Origin of the sequence: Mycobacterium sp., assembly GCF_052145595.1 — a bacterium.
In the GTDB taxonomy this organism is placed as follows: domain Bacteria; phylum Actinomycetota; class Actinomycetes; order Mycobacteriales; family Mycobacteriaceae; genus Mycobacterium.
Genome location: NZ_JBKQOI010000096.1, coordinates 31,246 through 51,076 on the forward strand (window position 1 = coordinate 31,246; position 19,831 = coordinate 51,076).

Annotated in this window: 22 protein-coding genes; 9 read left to right on the forward strand and 13 right to left on the reverse strand. The window is 66.1% G+C overall.

Annotated elements, in window-relative coordinates; all coding sequences use genetic code 11:
* Positions 1-7: 7 nt before the first annotated feature.
* From ACLP4W_RS08235 to ACLP4W_RS08255, 5 genes are read right to left on the reverse strand one after another with little or no spacing between them, the layout of a single operon-like run.
* Positions 8-592 carry a TIGR03086 family metal-binding protein gene (locus ACLP4W_RS08235; RefSeq protein WP_442385647.1) on the reverse strand — a complete coding sequence of 195 codons (585 nt, stop codon included), beginning with the start codon at positions 590-592 and terminating at the stop codon, positions 8-10.
* A gap of 10 nt (positions 593-602) precedes the next feature.
* Positions 603-1,619 (reverse strand): sigma-70 family RNA polymerase sigma factor, encoded by a 1,017-nt coding sequence (locus ACLP4W_RS08240; RefSeq protein ID WP_442385648.1) that lies wholly within the window; start codon positions 1,617-1,619, stop codon positions 603-605.
* Positions 1,620-1,627: 8 nt separating this feature from the next.
* Positions 1,628-2,377, reverse strand: a complete 750-nt coding sequence (locus tag ACLP4W_RS08245; RefSeq protein WP_442385685.1) for a DUF899 domain-containing protein — start codon at positions 2,375-2,377, stop codon at positions 1,628-1,630.
* 37 nt (positions 2,378-2,414) lie between these two features.
* Complete coding sequence (locus ACLP4W_RS08250; protein WP_442385649.1) at positions 2,415-3,155, reverse strand: SDR family NAD(P)-dependent oxidoreductase; 741 nt, start codon at positions 3,153-3,155, stop codon at positions 2,415-2,417.
* A 26-nt stretch (positions 3,156-3,181) separates the two neighbouring features.
* Positions 3,182-3,919: an SDR family NAD(P)-dependent oxidoreductase gene (locus ACLP4W_RS08255; RefSeq protein ID WP_442385650.1), complete on the reverse strand. Its 738-nt coding sequence runs from the start codon at positions 3,917-3,919 to the stop codon at positions 3,182-3,184.
* Between the two features lie 268 nt (positions 3,920-4,187).
* On the opposite strand from ACLP4W_RS08255, the gene ACLP4W_RS08260 reads away from it, so the two are divergent.
* Positions 4,188-4,655 carry an SRPBCC family protein gene (locus ACLP4W_RS08260; protein ID WP_442385651.1) on the forward strand — a complete coding sequence of 156 codons (468 nt, stop codon included), beginning with the start codon at positions 4,188-4,190 and terminating at the stop codon, positions 4,653-4,655.
* A 70-nt stretch (positions 4,656-4,725) separates the two neighbouring features.
* Here the strand turns inward: ACLP4W_RS08260 and ACLP4W_RS08265 are convergent, their stop codons facing one another.
* The gene (locus tag ACLP4W_RS08265) at positions 4,726-5,178 is read right to left on the reverse strand and encodes a hypothetical protein (RefSeq protein WP_442385652.1); all 453 of its coding nucleotides are present in this window, start codon (positions 5,176-5,178) and stop codon (positions 4,726-4,728) included.
* A 117-nt stretch (positions 5,179-5,295) separates the two neighbouring features.
* Between ACLP4W_RS08265 and ACLP4W_RS08270 the strand changes: the two genes are divergently transcribed.
* Entirely contained in the window at positions 5,296-6,861 is a 1,566-nt protein-coding gene (locus ACLP4W_RS08270) for an FAD-dependent monooxygenase (protein ID WP_442385653.1), read from the forward strand.
* 4 nt (positions 6,862-6,865) lie between these two features.
* Here ACLP4W_RS08270 and ACLP4W_RS08275 read toward each other — a convergent pair whose 3' ends face one another.
* The 3 genes from ACLP4W_RS08275 to aceA form a co-directional block, all read right to left on the reverse strand.
* On the reverse strand, positions 6,866-8,029 hold the full coding sequence (locus ACLP4W_RS08275; protein ID WP_442385654.1) for an LLM class flavin-dependent oxidoreductase: 1,164 nt from the start codon (positions 8,027-8,029) through the stop codon (positions 6,866-6,868).
* Positions 8,030-8,824: 795 nt separating this feature from the next.
* Positions 8,825-9,052: a hypothetical protein gene (locus tag ACLP4W_RS08280; RefSeq protein ID WP_442385655.1), complete on the reverse strand. Its 228-nt coding sequence runs from the start codon at positions 9,050-9,052 to the stop codon at positions 8,825-8,827.
* A 267-nt stretch (positions 9,053-9,319) separates the two neighbouring features.
* The gene (gene aceA, locus ACLP4W_RS08285; RefSeq protein ID WP_442385656.1) at positions 9,320-11,608 is read right to left on the reverse strand and encodes an isocitrate lyase ICL2; all 2,289 of its coding nucleotides are present in this window, start codon (positions 11,606-11,608) and stop codon (positions 9,320-9,322) included.
* Positions 11,609-11,761: 153 nt separating this feature from the next.
* Here aceA and ACLP4W_RS08290 point away from each other — a divergent pair, with 153 nt between their 5' ends.
* Positions 11,762-12,154 carry a hypothetical protein gene (locus ACLP4W_RS08290; RefSeq protein ID WP_442385657.1) on the forward strand — a complete coding sequence of 131 codons (393 nt, stop codon included), beginning with the start codon at positions 11,762-11,764 and terminating at the stop codon, positions 12,152-12,154.
* On the opposite strand, the gene ACLP4W_RS08295 is transcribed toward ACLP4W_RS08290, so the two are convergent.
* Entirely contained in the window at positions 12,151-12,873 is a 723-nt protein-coding gene (locus ACLP4W_RS08295) for an MBL fold metallo-hydrolase (RefSeq protein ID WP_442385658.1), read from the reverse strand. The two genes, ACLP4W_RS08290 and ACLP4W_RS08295, sit on opposite strands and share 4 nt — an antisense overlap.
* Before the next feature lie 78 nt (positions 12,874-12,951).
* Here ACLP4W_RS08295 and ACLP4W_RS08300 point away from each other — a divergent pair, with 78 nt between their 5' ends.
* The 5 genes from ACLP4W_RS08300 to ACLP4W_RS08320 all read left to right on the forward strand — a co-directional run bounded on the left by ACLP4W_RS08300 (position 12,952) and on the right by ACLP4W_RS08320 (position 16,577).
* Positions 12,952-13,956 (forward strand): zinc-binding dehydrogenase, encoded by a 1,005-nt coding sequence (locus tag ACLP4W_RS08300; protein WP_442385659.1) that lies wholly within the window; start codon positions 12,952-12,954, stop codon positions 13,954-13,956.
* A gap of 45 nt (positions 13,957-14,001) precedes the next feature.
* Positions 14,002-14,448 (forward strand): SRPBCC family protein, encoded by a 447-nt coding sequence (locus ACLP4W_RS08305; protein ID WP_442385660.1) that lies wholly within the window; start codon positions 14,002-14,004, stop codon positions 14,446-14,448.
* Positions 14,449-14,454: 6 nt separating this feature from the next.
* Positions 14,455-14,982, forward strand: coding sequence for a hypothetical protein (locus tag ACLP4W_RS08310; protein WP_442385661.1), 528 nt, complete (start codon positions 14,455-14,457; stop codon positions 14,980-14,982).
* Between the two features lie 62 nt (positions 14,983-15,044).
* Positions 15,045-15,653: a YbhB/YbcL family Raf kinase inhibitor-like protein gene (locus ACLP4W_RS08315; protein WP_442385662.1), complete on the forward strand. Its 609-nt coding sequence runs from the start codon at positions 15,045-15,047 to the stop codon at positions 15,651-15,653.
* Between the two features lie 69 nt (positions 15,654-15,722).
* Positions 15,723-16,577, forward strand: a complete 855-nt coding sequence (locus ACLP4W_RS08320; RefSeq protein ID WP_442385663.1) for a lipase family protein — start codon at positions 15,723-15,725, stop codon at positions 16,575-16,577.
* 15 nt (positions 16,578-16,592) lie between these two features.
* Here ACLP4W_RS08320 and ACLP4W_RS08325 read toward each other — a convergent pair whose 3' ends face one another.
* Entirely contained in the window at positions 16,593-18,164 is a 1,572-nt protein-coding gene (locus ACLP4W_RS08325) for a phytoene desaturase family protein (RefSeq protein ID WP_442385664.1), read from the reverse strand.
* 115 nt (positions 18,165-18,279) lie between these two features.
* Here ACLP4W_RS08325 and ACLP4W_RS08330 point away from each other — a divergent pair, with 115 nt between their 5' ends.
* Positions 18,280-18,879 carry a TetR/AcrR family transcriptional regulator gene (locus tag ACLP4W_RS08330; protein ID WP_442385665.1) on the forward strand — a complete coding sequence of 200 codons (600 nt, stop codon included), beginning with the start codon at positions 18,280-18,282 and terminating at the stop codon, positions 18,877-18,879.
* On the opposite strand, the gene ACLP4W_RS08335 is transcribed toward ACLP4W_RS08330, so the two are convergent.
* Complete coding sequence (locus tag ACLP4W_RS08335) at positions 18,876-19,424, reverse strand: TetR/AcrR family transcriptional regulator (protein WP_442385666.1); 549 nt, start codon at positions 19,422-19,424, stop codon at positions 18,876-18,878. The two genes, ACLP4W_RS08330 and ACLP4W_RS08335, sit on opposite strands and share 4 nt — an antisense overlap.
* Positions 19,421-19,756, reverse strand: coding sequence for a DUF962 domain-containing protein (locus tag ACLP4W_RS08340; RefSeq protein WP_442385667.1), 336 nt, complete (start codon positions 19,754-19,756; stop codon positions 19,421-19,423). Before ACLP4W_RS08340 ends, ACLP4W_RS08335 begins: the two co-directional genes overlap by 4 nt.
* Positions 19,757-19,831: the final 75 nt, after the last annotated feature.

Consider the following 19,831-nt stretch of genomic DNA (forward strand, 5'->3'; position numbering starts at 1 on the left):
CCGCAGTCTAGGTGCGCGACTGGCCCTGACGGCCGAACAGCGCGAGAAGCTGGTCACCGGGCGTGGCCGTTGTCGGCGCCGCCAGCGGTTGGGCGAAGACATGCCCGGCCAGTCCGGCTTCGGCCAGCGGGGACGCAACCCCTAGCAGCGCCGACGCGAGATCGGGGGGAATGGGGCGCTCGACCCGGCACGCCTGGGCGATGTCCCACGCGTGCAGCACCATCTCGATCGCTGCAACGTACACAACGATTTTGGCGGGAAGGGACCGGCCACGGATCTCACACCACCTCCCCGCCGTCGGCAGCGAGGTCGACGCGAGCAGAAGGTCGACGATCCCGGCGCGCAGCGCGGCCACCGGATCGGCGCCGGCCGCCGGGCTGCGTCCGGGACCCGGTACTGCGTCGAAATCTCGCACCGCCAGCACGTCAGCGACGTCTGCCAAAGACACGCGGACATGCCGCAGCAGGTGGCGCAAATCCCAGTCTGGGCAAGGTGTCGGCGCCGAGAGGTTGGCCTCGCGAACCAGAAGGATGCTCCCAAACAGGTACCGGGTCGCCTCGGCCAGCACGGACAGTTCATCGGTGTAAGGCACGGTGCATGCCTCACGTCCTCGCGACCTCTGGATGAGCGGGCGGTTCCGTGAACGTCTCGGGCAGGCCGAACTTTGCGACCAGCGTTGGATCGTTGAAGGCAACGATGCGCGCGATGCGACCGCCGATCAGCGACAGCACGTCGAGTCCGTGGGCTTGAAAAGAACCGGAAGAACCGTCCGGCGCACGCTTGTACATCGCGAACGCCGGAGCGCCGTTGGCCCGCGTGTGGACCAGCCGCCATTGATCAGGCGTATGCAACACCACCCGGGCCAAGAAGCCACACACCGCATCTCTCCCGATGAACCACGTTGGAATCGGCGGCATTTCGAGTTCGACATCGGTTCGAAGCAGCTCGGCCAGTTCGTCGACGTCGGCGTGTTCAAAGGCCGCCATATAGCGGTCGAGCACGTCGCGCGCCTCCGGTTCAGTGGGTTCGCTGAGCTCGTCCAGTATCGGGCGGCCCTCGGCCAGTTGCGCACGGGCGCGCTGTAGGGCGCTGTTCACCGCCGCTGTTGACGTTTCCAACATCTCAGCGACTTCCTTTGCCTGCCAACCCAGTACGTCGCGCAGCACCAGAACCGCCCGTTGCAAGGGCGACAAATGCTGCAGGGCGGCGACAAACGCCAAACGGACGCCGCTGCGGTGCGATACGACCACAGCGGGATCATCGGTGGCACCGTAAAGCAGACGGTCCGGGGCGGGTTGCAACCACGGGATGTCGGACTGCGCCGCTGCCAGCGTGGCTGCCGCACTGTCGGCCGGGGCGCTCAGCCCCGACGGAAGCGGGCGCCGCTTCCGCGTCTGCAACGCAGTCAGGTAGGTGTTCGTCGCGATCTTGTACAGCCACAATCGCAGTGAGGAACGCCCCTCAAACCTCTCGTAGGACTGCCACGCACGCAAGTACGTGTCCTGCACGAGATCCTCACACTCGTCGACGGATCCCAGCATCCGATAGCAGTACGCCTGCAATTCGGGTCGGTACCGTTCGGCAAGCTGCGCGAAATCATCGGCGCCGGTGGTCGGCATTGGTCACCTCATCCATCCTTTGCGCGACGCTGTGGCCGGGGGTCGTTGGGGTCGCGGTCGCCCGCATCGGGGTCCTCCCACCATTGCGCGGACTGGTCGGCGTACGCGTCGTGCCAGTTCCACCACGCATACGCCGGGGTCTGCGGGTAACCGTCCGGGGAGTCTTCCCAATCCTCCTGGCGCCCAAGCGCGGTCATGTCCAGATAACTCCAGGTGGTTCCCAGCGCCTCATCGCCGCGGTTATTGATGAAGTACGTGCGGAACACCCGTTCGCCGTCGCGGATGAACGCGTTGGTGCCGTGCCACTCGTCAACCCCGAAGTCGGTGTCGAAGTCGTCGGTGATCGTGTACCACGGCATGTGCCAGTCCATCCGGGCCCTTAGGCGCGCGATGTCAGGCTGGCCGGCGCGGGAGGCGAACACCAGTGTGGTGTCGCGGGCGTTCAGATGGGCCAGGTTACCGACGTGGTCGGCGATCATCGAGCAGCCGCGGCAGGCATGTTCGGGCCAGCCGTCCACCCCGGGCTCAAAGAATGCCCGGTAGACGATCAGCTGACGCCGGCCGTGGAACAGGTCCAGCAGGCTCACCCGGCCTCTCGGCCCCTCGAATTCGTACGGCTTGTCCACTGCCAGCCACGGCATTCGCCGGCGCTCAGCCGTCAGCGCGTCCCGCGCCCGGAATACCTCTTTTTCCTTCACCAGCAGCTGCTGACGCGCAGCGTCCCAGTCCTGCGCCGAGACGATCGGCGGTGTCTGCATGTTCATGTCCAGCCTTTCTGTTGTGGTTTAAGGGTATTCAGGCCAGCCGCTGCAGCCCGGCGCCGGTCAGCAGGTAACCCGGGGCGACGGTGGCGCTGTCCGCCTGCACCAGTTCCACGACAGCCGCGCCGGCCGTCTGGGGGCTGAGCGGTTCGCCGAGTTGCTCGACGTATTCCTGCTCGGATTGGCCGGCGCGCGCCGCGTAAGCCTGGACGGCGGGACGGCCGAGCTCGGTCAGCGGGGTGATCCGGGGCATCAGGGCGGTGAACGTGATGCCCAGATCGGCGCGGTTCGCCTCCTCTTGTGCATAACCGCTGATAAAGCGTTGGGTGGCTTTGGCGCCGGCGTACCCGCCGCTAAGCGGTGATCCGGCCAGGGCGGCACCGCTGCTGATCACCACCACCCTGCTTCCGGGCCGCAACGGCTTGAGCAGGGCCTCGCGCAGCCAATGAAACGCGATACGCACGTCGGTGTTCCAATTGGCCGAGAACGTCTCCCAGGTGTGGTGCTGCAGCGGACGCATCAGCGGGCTCGCCCCGGCCACCAGGACGAGAACCTGAGGATCGTATCGGTCCAGGAGGCTGCCGGGCACCGATGCGTCAGCCGCATCGGCGAGCACCGCTTGAATGCTGCCGCTGGTCGGCTCGGGAAACGTCGTTGCGCTGCGCGCCACGGCGATCACCGAGGCGCCGGCTTCGGCGGCGGCCATCGCGATGCCCCGGCCCAGGCCGCGGCTTGCACCCACGACCAGTGTGGTCTTGCCCGATAGCTCGTTCATCTCGTCCTCCTCGTGATTGGGCATGCTCAGTTTTGGGCAGATATGGGCTGTGCGGCCGCCAGCAGCTCGGCGTACTGACGCTCCAGTGCCTTGGCCGGGCTGCCGCGCCAGCTGTGGGCGACGGATAGCGACATCGGATCCGGGAAGATGTCCTGTTCGTCGCGTTCCAGCCCGTCGAAAACGGCTGCCGCGACGGACTCCGGAGTTGCTTTCGGTATGTCGAGGCCTCGGGTCAGGTCGGTGTCGACGGGGCCGGTCAGGACCGCGTAAACCCGTACACCCTGGGAAGCCAGCAAGGCGCGCAGCGACTGGGTGAGGTTGAACGCGGCCGCCTTCGAGATCGAGTACGCGGGAATCAGCGGCAATGGCGCCAATGCGTTCACGGACAGGTTGTTGACCACCGCTCCGCTGGAACCAATCAGCATGGGCAGGAAGGCCTGCGTCACCGCGTACGTGCCGAACAGATTGACGGCAAGGTGGCGTTCGAGCACCGCGGGATCGCTCAGATCGTCGTAGAGGGCAATGCCCGCATTGTTGATCAGCACGTCGAGCGACCCGACTTTCGCGACAGCCTCTTGGATCTGCGCCGCATCGGTCACGTCGAGCACCACCGGCACGACGCGCTCATCGGAGGGCCAGAAGCGATCCCGGGTGCCGGCATACACGCGCCTCGCGCCTCTGCGCAGGGCTTCCTCCACGAAGGCCCGGCCAATGCCGCGGTTGGCACCCGTGACGAAGATTGCTTTGCCTGCGACTCCGCCCATGACAAGCTCCTCTCAACAGAAAGGCCCCCGCACGGTGGCGCGGGGCTGCGACGATTTGCCGATTGAGCCGATCGAGTCCGATCGAACTACATATATAGACAAGTTCCGGAACCAAAACTCATCGCGACGGCGAGCCCCATTTTCAGCTGGCGCTGGAGTCCGCGGCGGGGCGACGAAACCCCAGCGGGCTAAGCCGCACGAGTCGACCGGTAGGGTACGCGACAGTGCCATTCGGGTTCATCCAGTGGTCTTCACCAGGGAGTCGGGCATGTCGGGTCGAAAGTTTTCGTTCGAGATCAACCGGACCAGTAGCGCGCCCGCCGCGACGTTGTTTCGGCTCGTAGCCGACGGTGCAAACTGGTCGAAGTGGGCCAAGCCGATCGTCCTTCAGTCCAGTTGGGCGCGGCAGGGAGATCCCGCACCGGGCGGCGTCGGGGCCGTCCGCAAGGTGGGGATGTGGCCCCTGCTGATCCAAGAGGAAACCGTCGCCTACGAGCAGGATCGCCGCCACGCCTACAAGCTGGTTGGACCCCCCAGCCCGGCCAAGGATTACTTCGGCGAGGTGGTCTTTGCGCCGAATGCGGCAGGCGGTACCGACATTCACTGGACCGGCTCGTTTACCGAAGGGGTCCGCGGGACGGGTCCGGTGATGCGGGCCGCGATGGGTGGGGCCGTCCGATTCTTTGCGGGTCGGCTGGTGCAGGCGGCCGAGCGCGAGTCGCGTGGTGGACGTTAGTTAGCCTGGGGCTCAAGGCTTTTAGACGCGTAACGGCCGCATCCAGCGGCCGCCACGCTTCGACACAGGGCTAGGGGTTGTTGGCCTGCTGCTCGTCCATTTGAGCCTGCTGCATGCCTTGCTCGAATTGCTGCTCGGCCTGTTCGTTTTGTTCTTCGGCCTGTTGTTGGGCCTGCTGAATCTCCTGCTGGTTGAGCTGTTCCTGCTCGTCCAGTTGCTGCTGAAGTTGGTCGTTGTCGTTGTCATTGTCGTCGGCGGCGAGGCTACCGCCGCTGACGTTCGGCGGGGTCTGCGGCAACTGCGGGCCGACGGGGCCGCTGGCCGGTGCGGGGACGGCCACGTCGGCCAGGCGCACCGATGCCGAATCCAGCACCGATTGCGTCGAATCGGGGCGTGCGGCGTCGAACAGCGCGAGCATGCCGACGGCCGCGGCCCCGGCCAGAGCCAGCTGTATGAGACGTAGTTGTCGGCGGCGCGCAACGGTGTTGCTCTGATGGACCTGCGAGGGGGTGGTGGTGGTCATGTGTCATGTATGCGCCCCATTGCTAGCTGGCGGCTGAGAAGCGGCTATCGCCCGAATATGAGATCCGCGCCGGGACGGCGGTTGTCGGGATCTCGCCGAACTTCTAAGCTGGGCTAAGTGTTCGACGTGGTGATCGCCGGTGCCGGACCGAATGGGTTGATGCTGGCCGGCGAACTGGGATTGGCCGGGATCCGACCGGTGGTGTTGGATCCGATGCCGGGCCCTAACCCGGGACGCCGGGCCAACGGCATTATCGGCCAAGGGGTTCGGATGCTGGACCATCGCGGCCTGTACGGCATCCTGGCGGGTACGGAGGAGCCGCCTCGACTCAACCCGCGTGCAATGTTTGCGGCCTTCCCGCTGGATCTCGCGCTGGCGCCGGATTCACAGGTGTTTCTGCTTCCCGTTCAGCAGCCCAGACTTGTTCAGGTGCTCGCGGAGCGGGCCCGCGAATACGACGTAGATATTCGCTATGGCCACAAGCTAATTGGCTTCGAACAGCACCCTGACAGCGTCACGGTGCACGTCGTCGGCCCCGACGGCCGCTACGATCTGAGCGCCAGGTATCTCGTCGGCGCCGACGGCGGCACCAGCATGTCCCGCAAGTTGGCCGGTATCGATTTTCCCGGAATGTCGTCGTATGACTTGGTCGCCAGGATGGGGTTCGACGTCTTGCCACCCGACGAATGGATCGATCCGGTCAGCGGCGGTCTGGACGTACCCGGGTTTGGTCGCGTGCCACCCCTGCAATTCCATCGGGCCGACGGGGGCGTCTTCGCATACGGCGCGCTCGGGGGCCGGGCGGTGGTGATCATTTTCGAGCTGGACAGCTCGGCTCGGGAAGAACCCCGCGACGACAACGTCGACGAGTCGCCCATGAGCCTGGCCGAACTGGAGGCCAGCGCCAAGCGGGTGCTCGGTGCCGACGTGCCGTTGCGGCCGGCATCCCCCGACGCGCCGCTCGATCTGCGGCGGTTTTGCGGCATCAATTCACGGATCGCATCCCGGTACCAGGTGGGCCGGGTGATTCTGGTCGGTGACGCCGCGCACGTCCACTCCCCCATGGGTGGACCGGGACTCAACCTGGGCTTGCAGGACGCGGTCAACCTCGGCTGGAAGCTGGCGGTCGTTCTGCACGGGCGCGTCGACCCCGTCCTGCTCGAGACTTACGAGACCGAACGTCGGCCCGCCGCCGAGCGGGTAATCATGCACAGCCGCGCCCAGCTGGCTCTCGTCCGGCCCGGACCCGAAGTCACGGCGCTGCGCGAACTCTTCTCCGAACTGGTCACGGATCCCGACGCAGTGCGCCGCCTCAGCGACCTGCTATCCGGGGCCGAAAACCGTTACGCCACAGGCACCGACGCGCATCCGCTGGTTGGGCGCTGGGTGCCCGAGTTCAGTCTGGCCAACGCCGGCGGAACAAGACGTATCGCGGAGCTCGCCCGGGATGGACGGCCACTACTCGTTGACCTCACCAAGGGCGGCGTGGTGGCGGCCGCCGTGGGCGACATAGCTGATCAAATCACGGTTGCCGCGGGACGCCCCGTTGGCGATGTGCCGGCCACCGCCGTGCTCGTGCGCCCGGATGGTTATGTGGCATGGGCAACCTCAGACTCCGGGTCCGCCGACACACCGGATATCGAGGAACTACGTGGCGCGCTCAAGCGGTGGTTTGGTATTTGAGCCGCTATTTCGAGCCGAGTTCGTCCTGGTATTTCTTGGTCATGTGCTCGACGGCCTGATTTTGCGACCGCGCGAGCCCTTCCCGCGCCTCGCTGGCGCGCGTGGCGGCATCCAGCGTCGGCTGCGCTTGACCCTGAAAATGCGGCATCACTTCGGCGGCGAACAGTTCGGCGGACCGCTTGGTCGCGGCGGGATTGGCCCACTCGTGGCCCATCTGCAGCATGCAGCCGAACCCGCCGGATTGATCCCACATCCGCTGCACCTGGGCTCGCGCCCGCTCCGGCGTGCCGATCACACCGGCGCCGTTGTCGTTGATGACGTCGATCATCTCGTCGATCTGCTCGCCCGGCATGGTCATCTGCGGGAACGCGGCCACCTTTTGGAAGTACCGGAACCATGACTCGAGGCCGAATTTCACGTCCTCGCGGGCTTGCTTGTCGGTTTCGGCGATATGGAACGGCCCGACCAGGCTCCAGTTCTTGCGATCGACTTTGGTGCCGAACACCGCCGCGCGCTCTTCGACGATGTCCCAGTGATATTGCAGCGCGTTGAAACCCTCGATGGTCAGGGTCGCCCCGATGGACAGCAATCCGATGCCGTGCTTGCCGGCCAGCCGCGCACCCGTCGGCGAGGCGACCGCGGCCACCGCCAGCGGGACACCTCCGTCGGAGTATGGGGCGAGCTGCAGCTTGGCGTTGTGCAGCTCGTGCGTGGGGGTCTTGGCGGTCACCGTCTCCCCCGCCAACAGCCGGACCACGATGTCGAGGTTGGTTTCCAGCAGCTCACGGGTGTCGGTCGGGGTCAGCCCGATCATCGACGAGTCACTGGGCAGCGAGCCGGGTCCCACCCCGCCGATCACGCGACCGTGGGTGAGGTGATCCAGCATCATCAACCGGTCGGCGACCCAGAGCGGGTTGTGGTAAGCGAGCGAGATGACCCCGGTGCACAGCTTGATCCACTTGGTCCGCTCCGCGGCGGCGGCGATGAAGATCTCGGGCGAGGCGATGAGTTCGCTGCCGGCCGAGTGATGCTCGCCGATCCACGCTTCGTCGAAGCCGAGGGCGTCCAGGTGCTGGACGTACTCCAGGTCACGCTGTAAGGCAAGCGTCGGGTTGGTGCCTGCGCGGTGGAATGGGGCGATGAAATATCCAAACCTGAGCCTGGCCATTGGGGTCCCTTTGCAGTCGCGTTGCGGAGAACCATAACCCAGCGCGCCTTCCGCGAGGCAGACCCTGAATATTGCTCAGCCGGCGGGGCCAGGTCCACATGGCCCCACCGGCTAGGGAGCAAATCTCTCTCGAGTCGGTCCGCTACAGACCGCCGCCGCCGCAAACGTTGCCGACGCAGCCGCCGCCGCCGCCCGGTCCTCCGCCGCCACCACCGACGCCGGGGATGCTGCCGCCCCCGCCGCCAGGGCCGCCTCCTCCGGTTGGGCCGTCGGGTGCGGTGGACGGTGCGGGCGCCACGCTGGACGTAGGAGTAGTTGGCGTCGTGCTGCTGCTTGGCCCTTTATCGCCGCCGCCGCATCCGACCGCTAACACGAGCATGGCTGTAGCGCCAAAAAGCGCAGCCGCAGTTCTGGCTTCGTATCGCATCGCCAATCCCCACCCTCCACTCGCACCACTCTTGTCGAGTCCAGTTATCCGTACCCCGGCGGGCGCCGGCACAAACGGGTCGGGGCGCAGGGAGTGGGTCAGTTTGAATCAGCCGGGTCTGAGGCCACCGGTTAACGTGCTGTGGCAAGTTGACTGACGCGCTGTGGTGACACGTGCAGCAAGTCAGCTGTGTCGCGTACTGAATGCCGGCCTTGGCGAGCGCACGCGTATTCGGCGGCGTCGCGCTGTGCGGCTTCTGCTGCGTGCGCGGCGGCGTTACGCGCATCCCTCAATCGCGGTGGTGCGAGCCGCAAGCGCGCGGACGGTGGGAACCTGGCTGGCGGGCGCGACGGCCGAGCGGTCGAGGCTCAGCAGTCGAGGCCGGCAATGCAGCCGGCAAGGGTGGCGTTGTGAATGCCGGTGCTGGCTGCGGGGGCGGGCGCGTTCGGGTGCGCCGACGCCACGCTGGACGACGGGTGCGCCGTCGTTGTCGACGCGCTGCTGGGGCTGACGCCGACGCCGCCAAGCCCGACCCCTATGGCGAGGGCGGCCGCACCACCGAACATCGCGATTCCCGTCCTGGTTTGTGCCTTCATCAACCTCTCCTCTCGTCTTGGGGTGCTGTTAAGCCCAATGTGCATTTGCTATAGGCAACTATACATCTATGCAACTATTGCTACAAGGGAGAGTTCGCCCACGTTTAACCCACCACTCGGCCGGCGTTGCGCAGGCCGGAGGCCGGATTGTTATGCAGAAACGGTGACGCGCGCGTCGAAGTCGTGGGGCGAGGGCCCAGCGTCGAGTTGTTGAGCGCTGTCTGCGGGAAACGGCGCGACGAGTCGACGTTCGGCGGCGAAGGGGACCTAGTCTTCCTTGGTGATCAACTTCCGCAGTGCGACGCGGTCGGGTTTCAGCAGCTCGGCGATGCGCGGCTGGTTCACCTCGGCGACGATGATCTCGCCCACGTCCTGGTTGACCTCGCTGAAGATCCCGTGGGACTTCATCTTCGAGGTCTGATACAGGTTGTCCTCGGTGGGCGTCACATAGTACACCGCGTCGGCCTTGAAGCGGTGCACCAGCCAGAGGTGGATCAGGGTCATCAGCCGCTTCTGGCGCAGCTTCTCGGCGAAGGTGTTCTGATCGCGCACCTGCAGGATGCTGCGGCCGTGGCGATCCTTGATCGGATCGACGACGACGTTGGCCAGCTGCTCGCCGCCGTCACCGTAGATCCCGAGTTCGAGCACGTCCGAGCCCGCGCGGCGGGGCCGCAGTTGCACGCGGAGCTTCTCGCCCAGGTGATAGTGCTCGCTCCACAGCGCGAGCCACTCCTCGAGCAGCTTCTTCGGCACCTCGGTCTGCACGAGGTGCTGGTGCTGCGTGGAGCCCTTGCCCATCGCCTTGGTGGTCGCCGTGCGGCCCGAGGAGGCGGCCAGCGCGGCGTCGCTGCGCGGACCACCGACCAGGGTCTGCGGCGTGCGGTAGGGAGACTCGACCAGGCGCATCTTGCGCTGCAGGCGAGCCAGCGCCAGCATGCCGTCCTGCTGCAGCGAGGTGGCGAACTCCTCGGCGGCGACGCCGTCGATCTGGTGCCCGCCGTAGGTGATGAAGTTGAAGACGAAGCCCATCTTGCCGAGCTCCTCGGGGAAGCGCTTCATCTCCTCGTCGGTCATGCCGGTGGTGTCCCAGTTGAACGACGGCGACAGGTTGTAGGCCAGCATCTGGTCGGGAAACTCGGCGTGGATCGCCTCGGCGAACTCGCGGGCTTCGGCGAGGTCGGCGGTCTTCGTCTCCATCCAGAGGATGTCGGCGAACGGGGCGGCCGCCAGCGACTTGGCGATCGCGTAGGGAATGCCGCCGCGGATCTGGTAGTAGCCCTCCGGGGTCCTCGCCAGCGCGGGGCTCCACGGCGGGTGGACGCCCAGCTCCCTCGCCTTCTCCCGGGCTGCGTAATGCGACGTCCGGGCCGCGAACCGGCGCCACTCCTCGGGGCTCATGCTCGCCGGCTCGTCCTCGCGCTCGCCGAACGTGAGGACCTGCGCCACGGCGTCGCTGTAGGTCATCAGCCCGGCGTCGTCCTCCCAGGCGGCCACGAACCGCGACTCGACCTGGTCGAAGGCATCGTCGATCGATTGCTGCCCGTCCTCCCGCCACGCGTTGACGGCGTCGGAGACCAGGCCCAAGATCCCTTGGCGCTCTAGCCACGCGTTGGCGATGCCGTACTCGCCGTCGGCAAGCGCATACAGGAGGTGGCCGTTCAACTCCTTGACGCCCAGCTCGTGGAAGCGCCGCATCAGCGCCAGGAAGCATCCCTTGTAGGAAGGAATGTCCAGGTTGGTGGCGCCGAGGAGGAAGGCCTGGTCGCGCTCGTCGGAGTTGCTGTCGATCAGGTTGGCCGCCTCGGCGTCGGTGCGCGCGACGATGATGCCCGGCACCCGCATGACGTCGAGCTGGAAGCGGGCGGCGTTGAGGCGCTTGATCTGTTCGTCCGAGGGCACCAGAACCTTGCCGCCCTGGTGGCCACACTTCTTGGTGCCGGGGCGCTGGTCCTCGATGTGGTATCCCGGGACCCCGACCTCGACGAAGCGGCGGATCAGGTTGCGCACGTGCGGGTCACCGCCGTGGCCGGTGTCGGCGTCGGCGATGATGAACGGCCGGTAGTCGTACTCCTTGGCCGCGGCGCGCTGCCGGTTGCTCATCTGCAGGCGCTGGTACTGCTGATTGCGGTCGGCGGTGAGCAGGGCCCGCACCAGCACGGCGGCATCGTCGGGCACCTGGCTCAGCGGATAGCTGGCGAGGTCGGGCCCGGGGTCTTCGGTGGTGGAGCCCTTGGCCGAGGTCGCCCAGCCGCCGAGGTAGATCCCCTCGATGCCCATTCGCTTCATGCTGACCGCCTGCCCGGGCGAGTACGGGCCGAATGTCGTGATGCTTTTCTTCGCGGCGAACAGCTCGCGCAGGCGGTCGTAGAAGGCCGCTGCCGCGTTCCGGGCCACGGTGTAGTCGGTGGGAATCGTGCCGCGCTGCTCTACGACTTGGCGGGCCGTGTACAGGCGGATGATCCCGGCGAAGCGCGAACCCTTGAAGTATCGCTGCGTAGCCTCGACGTCCTGCTCGAATGGCGTGCGGAGCTCGGTGTCCGTTTCAATGATGGCCATGGGGTTACGCTCCTCTTCAGCACGATTCCGCTGAACGAGAGTCTATCCCCGGGGGGGACGGTCCAATCAGGGTCATTAGACCCGAGCCGGCGGAACACGTCGTGCTGCCAGGCCGTTGGCGCTTTTGCCAACCGCCTCAAGTCAACCGCATCGATGAGTAAGTTCATTGCCGTGCAGACGAAATTGCGCTACGAGCGTTGGTTTCTCCCCTTGTCGGTCCCTCTGGGACTGGGCCCCGGGCGCAGCGAGGTACGGGTAGACGCCGGGACGCTGCACGTGAAGATGGGCTGGGCCTTTGACGCCCACATTCCGTTAACGTCGATCACCAGTGCCAAGGCGACGGACGCACCCGTGTTCGCTTGGGGCGTGCACTACGCGGGCGGGCGCTGGCTGGTCAATGGGTCGGGGAAGGGTCTGGTGGCATTGACGATAGAGCCACCGGCAGAGGCGAACTTCTGGATCAAGTCGGTGCCGCTGCGCTCGTTATGGGTGAGTGTCACCGAACCGGATGCCCTCGTCGCCGCCTGCACCGGGTCTGGCGCCTAGCGAGCCTCGAAGTCCGCGCGTCCGCTCAACCAATCCCGTTGGCGACGGACAAACCCAGCGTCGACGATCTTGCCGTGCCCCGGAACGTAGCTGGCTTGTCGGCCACCGACTGCGAGTACGCGATCAAGCGTCGCCGGCCAGGCCGCGACATCGGAATCGGCATCGATTGCGGGGTCGGCGGACTCCTCGACAAGATCACCGGTGAACACCACCACCCGGTCGTCCTTATAGTCCGTCACGGGGACCACCACCACTAAATCCGAAGTGGTGTGGCCCCGGCCGAGGTGGGCGATCGTTACGGTGCGGTCGCCGAGGTCGACGACGGCGTCGTAGATGCCGTGTCGTGGGGGGCGGAGCGCCGCGATCGCGCGGTCGATCTCCGCGGGGTTCGCGCCGTAGCTCAGTGCGTCGTCGCGCAGCCGGTCGGTCGCCGACGCCAGGTGTTCGACAACCTCGGGCGCGCAGTACACGTCGGCTTCGCCGAACACCGACGAACCCAGGACATGGTCGAAGTGCTTGTGCGTCAACACAACATGCGTAATCGGGCGTCCCGCAATCCGGCGAACGTCGGCGTCGATCGCGGCAGCTTCGACGAGCGTGGTGCCGGTGTCGACGAGCAGCGCTCCCGAACGGCCTTGCACCAACCCGATGGTGACGTCGCAGAACGGCAACCGGCAGCGATGCACCTGGGCGGTCAGCTGCTCCCAGGCGAAGTGCACAAGGAGGAAGGTAGCCGCCACATTGCCGAGGTGTGCAACGATCGACTGGTCCCGCTCGCGACCCGAGGAGGGAACACGATGCGCGCAGTCGTCATCACCAAGCATGGCGACCCATCCGTCTTGCAGGTCCAGCAGCGGCCCGACCCGCCGCCGCCGGGCCCGGGCCAGCTGCGGATTGCGGTACGCGCCGCGGGGGTGAACTTCGCCGATCACCTCGCCCGTGTCGGCATGTACCCGGACGCGCCGAAACTTCCGGCGGTGGTCGGCTACGAAGTCGCCGGCACGGTCGAGGCTGTCGGGGACGGCGTCGATCCCACCCGCGTCGGCGAACGGGTCCTGGCCGGCACGCGATTCGGTGGTTACGCCGAAATCGTCAACGTGGCGGCCAACGACTCCGTGGCACTGCCCGATGCGTTGACCTTCGAACAGGGCGCCGCCGTCCCCGTCAACTATTCGACGGCCTGGGCGGCGCTGCACGGCTACGGGTCGTTACGCGCCGGCGAGAGGGTGCTGGTGCACGCGGCGGCCGGCGGTGTCGGCATCGCGGCCATCCAATTCGCCAAGGCCGCCGGGGCCGAAGTGCACGGTACGGCGTCACCCGGAAAGCACCGGAAGCTGGCGGAATTGGGCGCGGACCGGGCGATCGACTATCGCCGCGACGACTGGTGGAAGGGCCTCGGCCCGTACGATCTGGTCCTCGACGCACTGGGCGGAACGTCGGTGCGGCGGTCCTACGCGCTGCTCCGCCCCGGCGGAAGACTGGTCTGCTATGGGGTTTCGGCGATGCAGCAGGGCGAGAAGCGCTCGCTGCGCGGGGCGGCCCCACACGCATTGGCGATGCTGCGCGGCTTCAACCTGCTCGACCAACTTCAGGAGTCCAAAGCCGTGATCGGTCTGAACATGTTGCGGCTCTGGGACGATCGCGGCACGCTCGAGACCTGGATCACCCCGCTGAGCAAGGCACTCGACGACGGAACGATCTCCCCCGTCGTGCATGCGGCGGTGCCGTTCGGCGAAGCGCCCGAGGCGCACCGCATCCTGGCGGCCCGCGAGAACATCGGCAAGGTCGTGCTGGTGCCCTAGGTTCCCTAAGTTTTTCCGAGTCGCCACACTGGCTATGTTTCCGTTATGGCTGTCACCGAGTCCCGCGAAGTTGTCATCGAGGCGACGCCCGACGAGATCATGGACGTACTGTTCGACCTCGAGTCGTTGCCCGAGTGGTCCTCGGTGCACCGACAGGTCGAAATCCTCGAGCGCGACGACCAGGGCCACCCGAGTAAATCCCGGCAAGTGGTCAAGATCGTGGGCGTCAGCGATGAACAAGTGCTGGCCTACTCGGTTCATGACGACGGCGTGAGCTGGACGCTGTTGAGCGCCCATCAACAACGCGCGCAGGAGGGTCGCTATACGCTGACCCCCGAGGGGGATTCGACCCGGGTCCGCTTCGACCTCACCGTAGATCTCTCCGTACCGGTCCCGGGATTTTTGATCAAGAGAGGGTCCAAGGGTTTGCTGGAGACGGCCACCCAGGGCCTGCGCGACCGCGTGCTCGAAGTCAGGAAGCGCGGCGGGTAGCCGACCATGTCAACGCAGACCAGCGGGCCGAACCTGAGACGCGCCGCGGGGGCCGTGCTGGCCGGGGTACTCGTCGCGTTGGTTGTGCGGCGAGTCCGCATCGCCGCCGGCATGCGCCGCGGTGACCAAGCGGTGATCGATGCCAAGCGGCACCGCAACAAGCGGTTCGCCAACAAGATGGTGACCAGCGTGGGCCGCGCCGGCCGACCGCACAGCATCTTCGCGGTGATCGAACACTCCGGACGTCGCACGGGCAGGCGCTACAGCACACCCATCCGCGTGGTGGAGCAGCCGGGTGGCTTCGTCGTCCCGCTCACCTACGGGCCGCGAACCAGCTGGTACGTCAACCTGCAGGCCGGACCCGGCAAACTGCACTGGCAGGGACGCGCCATCCCCGTCGGCAACCCGACTCTCGTCCCGATCGGGCTCGCCGCCCACCACTTTCCACCGCCCTCGCGATTCCTGCTCTGGCTCGACGGCACCGATCAGTGCGTGCGGATCGAGGACCTGACCTCCCCCGCCGAGGGCACCTAAACCCGGCCACTCGCGATGTGCGGGCCTTCCGGACCCACGGTTCGCGAGCGACACTGTCCTCTATGGAATCGACACTGGCGAGCACATTTCACCGAATCGCATCGGTCATCGGCGGGCTGGCACTGCTGGTGACGGTGGCCGCCTGCGGTGGCCACGGCGGCAGTCAAACGACGGCTCCACTGACGCCGAAAGTGACGCCCCTCGGTCGGACTATCGCAGAAGCCCCCGCCGGGGGCCCGTTGACAATCAGCAGTCCCGCGTTCTCGGACGGGGCATCGATCCCGGCGCAGTACACCTGCAAGGGGGCCAACATAGCGCCGCCGCTGACGTGGTCGGCGCCGTTGGGGGCGGCGTTCGTGGTCGACGACCCGGACGCCCCCCGCGGACCCTACGTTCACTGGATCGTGGTTGGCATCCCTCCCGGTTCCGGGAGCACCGCCGACGGTCAGACTCCCGCCGGAGGAACAAGCCTGCCGAACTCGGCCGGCCAGGCCGGCTACAGCGGGCCCTGTCCGCCCGCGGGCTCCGGGGTACACCACTACCGGTTCACCCTTTACCAGCTTCCCGCCACGTTCCAGCTCCCGCCGGGACTCGTTGGGCCGCAAGCGGCGCAGGCGATAACACAGGCCACAGCGGGACAGGCACAGTTCACCGGAACGTTCCAAGGCTGAGCCACACCGACAAATGAGCTCGCGACGAGCCGGTCACGGCCTCGCCACAGGCCTTCAGGGGGATGCGCTATGCCGACGCAGCCGGCATTCGACGTAACCAAGGCAATAGAACTCGGCCAGCTCGTCAACGCAACATATAAGACATCGCCCAGCGATTTGACGAACGCGGCCGGTCAACCGTTGAGTGCCGGCGGCGTCGACTACACGGTGGTCACCACGATCTATGCCAACGACCTGGCGACCGACATGAACCCGAACCGGGGCGACGACGAGGTTTCCATCGGACTGATCTGCCAAGTGGACCAAGCCGGCGATGTGGTGATCGCGATCCGGGGTACCGAAGGGGTCCTGGAGTGGCTCCATGACGTCGAGTTCCTCCAGGTTCCGTGCCCCTTTCTGGCCGGCGCCGGCCACACGGAAGACGGCTTCACCGCCATGTACGAGTCGTTGCGGACCGAAACCGGGCCGGGTTCGCCGACCGTGGTCAACGCGCTCGCAAAGCTCGCGTTCCCGCGGCCCGTTAGCTCCGTGGCGATTTGCGGGTACAGCCTGGGAGGTGCCCTTGCGACGCTGCTCGCCCTCGACGTGGCGGCGAACACGGCGTTTGCCGACCCGGCCGTTTACTCATACGGCAGTCCTCGCGTCGGGGATTCGCTATTTGCAGGCACCTACGACCAGGTGGTCAAGAACTCGTCCCGGATCGCGAACCGCCTCGACATCGTCCCCACATTGCCTCCCCCGGTCGACTATGAGCACGTGCTCAATCCGCACGAGCTGAACCCGGTTCGATTTGTGCCGCTTCCGCCGAAAACCCTGGTCAAATCGACTGTGGCGTGCGAACATTCGCTGGCCACCTATCTCTACCTGCTGTCGCTGCAATCCGGCGGCACGGTCATCCCCCTCGACCGCACCTGTCGGCCCTGAACAACAGGAGGCCATTCACGCCGACACGTCGTCGAGCGCCTGATAGGCGGCGTTGTAACCGGGAATGAAGGTGATGCCCGGGCCGCCATGGCATCCTGCGCCGCCGAGGTAGAGGCCGTCGATCGGAATCGGAAGGTCGAGGAAACCTTTCGGCCCCGGGCGATTGGGTCCCATTAGGTCCGGGTGCAGCAGGCCATGGCAGAAGTCGCCGGCCGGCGCGCCGAACATCGTGTTCATGTGGTAAGGCGCAAACGTGATGTGGCGGATGACGATGTCCTTGAAGTTCGGGGCGAACCTGGTGATCTTGTCGATAACACGTTCTGCCATCTCGTTTTTGAGGTGCCCGTGCTGGTCGCGGCCGACTTCGACCGGGAAGGCGTAGGCGTATGCGCTGGCCGCGTGCTTGCCGGGCGGCGCCAGGCTCGGATCGTGCACCGACGGGATCTGCATTCCCATCGATGGGTTGTCCGGAACGATGCCCCGGCGGCAGGTTTCCCATTGCAGCTGTTGCTCTTCCGGCGAGCCGAAGATGCCGACCGACTGCTGCATGCCGGCCTCGTTCAACAGTTCATAGGGTGGAGCGAACTCGGGCAGCCCGTCGAGCGCGAAGTGGAGTTGCACGAAGGAGGCGCGGTGGTCACGACCGGACATGCGCGAGAGCAATTGTGCGGGCACCTGATCGGGCGCTATCAGCTCCGTGAGAGTGACGTCCGGCGACAGGTTGGACACCACGATCGGCGCGGTGATCGTCGACCCGTCACGTAGTCGCACACCGGTCACCGCTTGGTGGTCGACGAGAATCTGTTCAACCTTCGCGCGGAAACGGATCTCCCCGCCGTGGGAGACGAAGAGCTCACGCAGATGCTCGGTCAGTGCTCCGATGCCGCCCATGAGCTTGGTCATCATCGCGGTGCTGTCGTCAGGCACAGCCAGCGCGAAGGCCAGGCAGGTGGCGCTGCCCGGCGTGTAGGGCCCGCGGTAGGTGGAGTTGACGGCCAGAAACGCGAGCATTCCGCGCATGACCGCGTGCTTGTCCTTGTCGGGCAGGTACCGGTCGATCACGTCCATCGCGGAACCGAACAGCATTTCGTGGATCGCGCGGTGCTCGGCCTCGTTGGCGGCGCAGGCATACATCTCGTCGAGGGTCTTGGGAGGTTTGCGGACGTCGAAGCGACCCAGAGCCTTGGCGGGTCCCTGACTCCAGCCGATCAGTTCGGCCATGCCGGTGACCGCCTCGAAGCCGTGCTTTTCGCCGAGGTGCGTCATCAGCTGGATCGGGTCGCGGTAGAAGACCATCGGCTCTTCTCCGTTTTCGCCGATGTTGGTCGACATCACGTCGGGCTCCACCGTGGGCAGGGTGTCGAGCCCGAGGTCCTTGGTGATCTGGCTGGCGGTGGGGAACTGCACCGAACCCGCGATCTCGTATCGGAAGCCGTCGATCAATTCGACCGTTGCCGCCATGCCGCCCGCGTAGGTGTTGGCTTCCAGGCACAGCGTGCGCAGACCGGCGCGTTGCAGAATCGCGGCTGCGGTGAGCCCGTTATGTCCGGCACCCACCACGATCGCGTCATAGTCAGTCTTGCTCATCGTCACCGCTTCTGTCCTCCCTCGGCTTGGCGTGACAAGAATATGTCAGTACTGACACAATGGGAAGATGTCTGTCCTGACGAATTCCGGGCGCCTGGGATACCATCCCAATGCCATGAGCGCCCCAACGAACCGCCATCAATTGCGCCGCCGGTCGACGCATGAGGCGCTTCGCCAAGCGGCATTGAAGAGCTTCGCCCGCAAGGGATTTACCAACGTAACGGTGACCGAGTTGGCCCGGGAGGCTGGCGTCACCGAACGCACCTTCTTCCGGCATTTCCCGACCAAGGAAGCGGTGCTGTTCCAGGATTACGAGACGCGTTTGGAATGGCTGGCCGAGGCGCTTGCGGAGCACCCGGCCTCGGAGTCACTCTTCGACGCGGTGCTGGCGAGCGTGGCGGCCTTCCCGTACGACCTCGAGGTGGTGCGCCAGGCCGCGACCGCCCGCGCCGAGCTGATCAGTGCGGACCGCGTCGCGAGCCATCTGCGGGTGGTGCAATCGTCGTTTGGTCATGTGCTGACCGACTTCATCAGGAACCGCAACCCGGACGTGGCGAACATCGATCTTCGCGCCGAGGTCGCGGGCTCCGCACTGGCCGCCGCTCTCGTTGTGGCAGTGGAGAATTGGGGCCGCAACGGGTGTACCGGTGACCTCGGTGCACTCGTGGCCGCGAGCCTGGATCTGGTTCGCTCGGGTTTGGCGCCGCTTCTCTAACCTGTAGGTGTTCGCGTGGCGAGCCGAAGCAACCCGCGGCGCAACTGTTTATCGCGTTTACCGGTGGCAAGCTCGATCAGGGCGATCTCGGCGACCGCCGCGACGAGGAGCACCGCGACCGGTTCCGGTGGCGCCCACCCCAGCGCCACCAGATCGGGCAGGATCAGGGTCGCCGAGCTCTGATTACGGGCGGCGACCAAATCGCTGAGCCCGGCCTCGGTGCGCGACTGGACGAGCAATGCTTTGGTAGACGGCTCGGCCAAGCAGCCGTCGAGGTAGGCGTTTGCGCCCGCCTCGAGCCGCTCGCGTCCGGGCGGTAGGTCGGCCATGACAGCAGCGATCGATTCGCCCAGCTGGTCATGGAATCGAGCATGCAATGCCCGCACGTATCCGGCGCGGCTGGGCCAATGCTGATAGAAGCTACCTTTCGCCATGCCGGCCTCGGCGACGATCGCGTTGACGGAGAGTCGGGCCAGGTCTTCCGATCCCAACAGCCGCTGTCCCGCGTCCAGCAGCGCATTACGTCCGGGCTCGGGCGATCTCACCGCGTCCTCACCCTGCGTTGGCTGCGCCTGGCGAGCATCTCGCCATATTGCTCACAGACGTGGATCACGCCGGTCAGTTGATATGTGATCCATCCCTTGTGGGTCGACGGGAGGTTCTTCTCGAACAACCGGTGGCCAACGATTTGCAGGGCCCATCCTCCGATGAACATCGGGGCTCCCAGCTTTGGCTTGGCGAACATCAGCGGCAGGCCGGCCGCGATGATCGGCGTGCCGACGAGATGGGCTGCCCTTACGCCCTTAGACGTGTGTTGCGTGCGGTAGTAGGCCATCTTGTCCGCGAATGGCGCCTCGGGCGGCGGGGCTTCTTTCATCCCAGATCCCTTCTTGTCAGCGCGTCCCTATCGTTGTACCGTACGCAATGACCGACCAGTCGGTCAAGCTCTGGA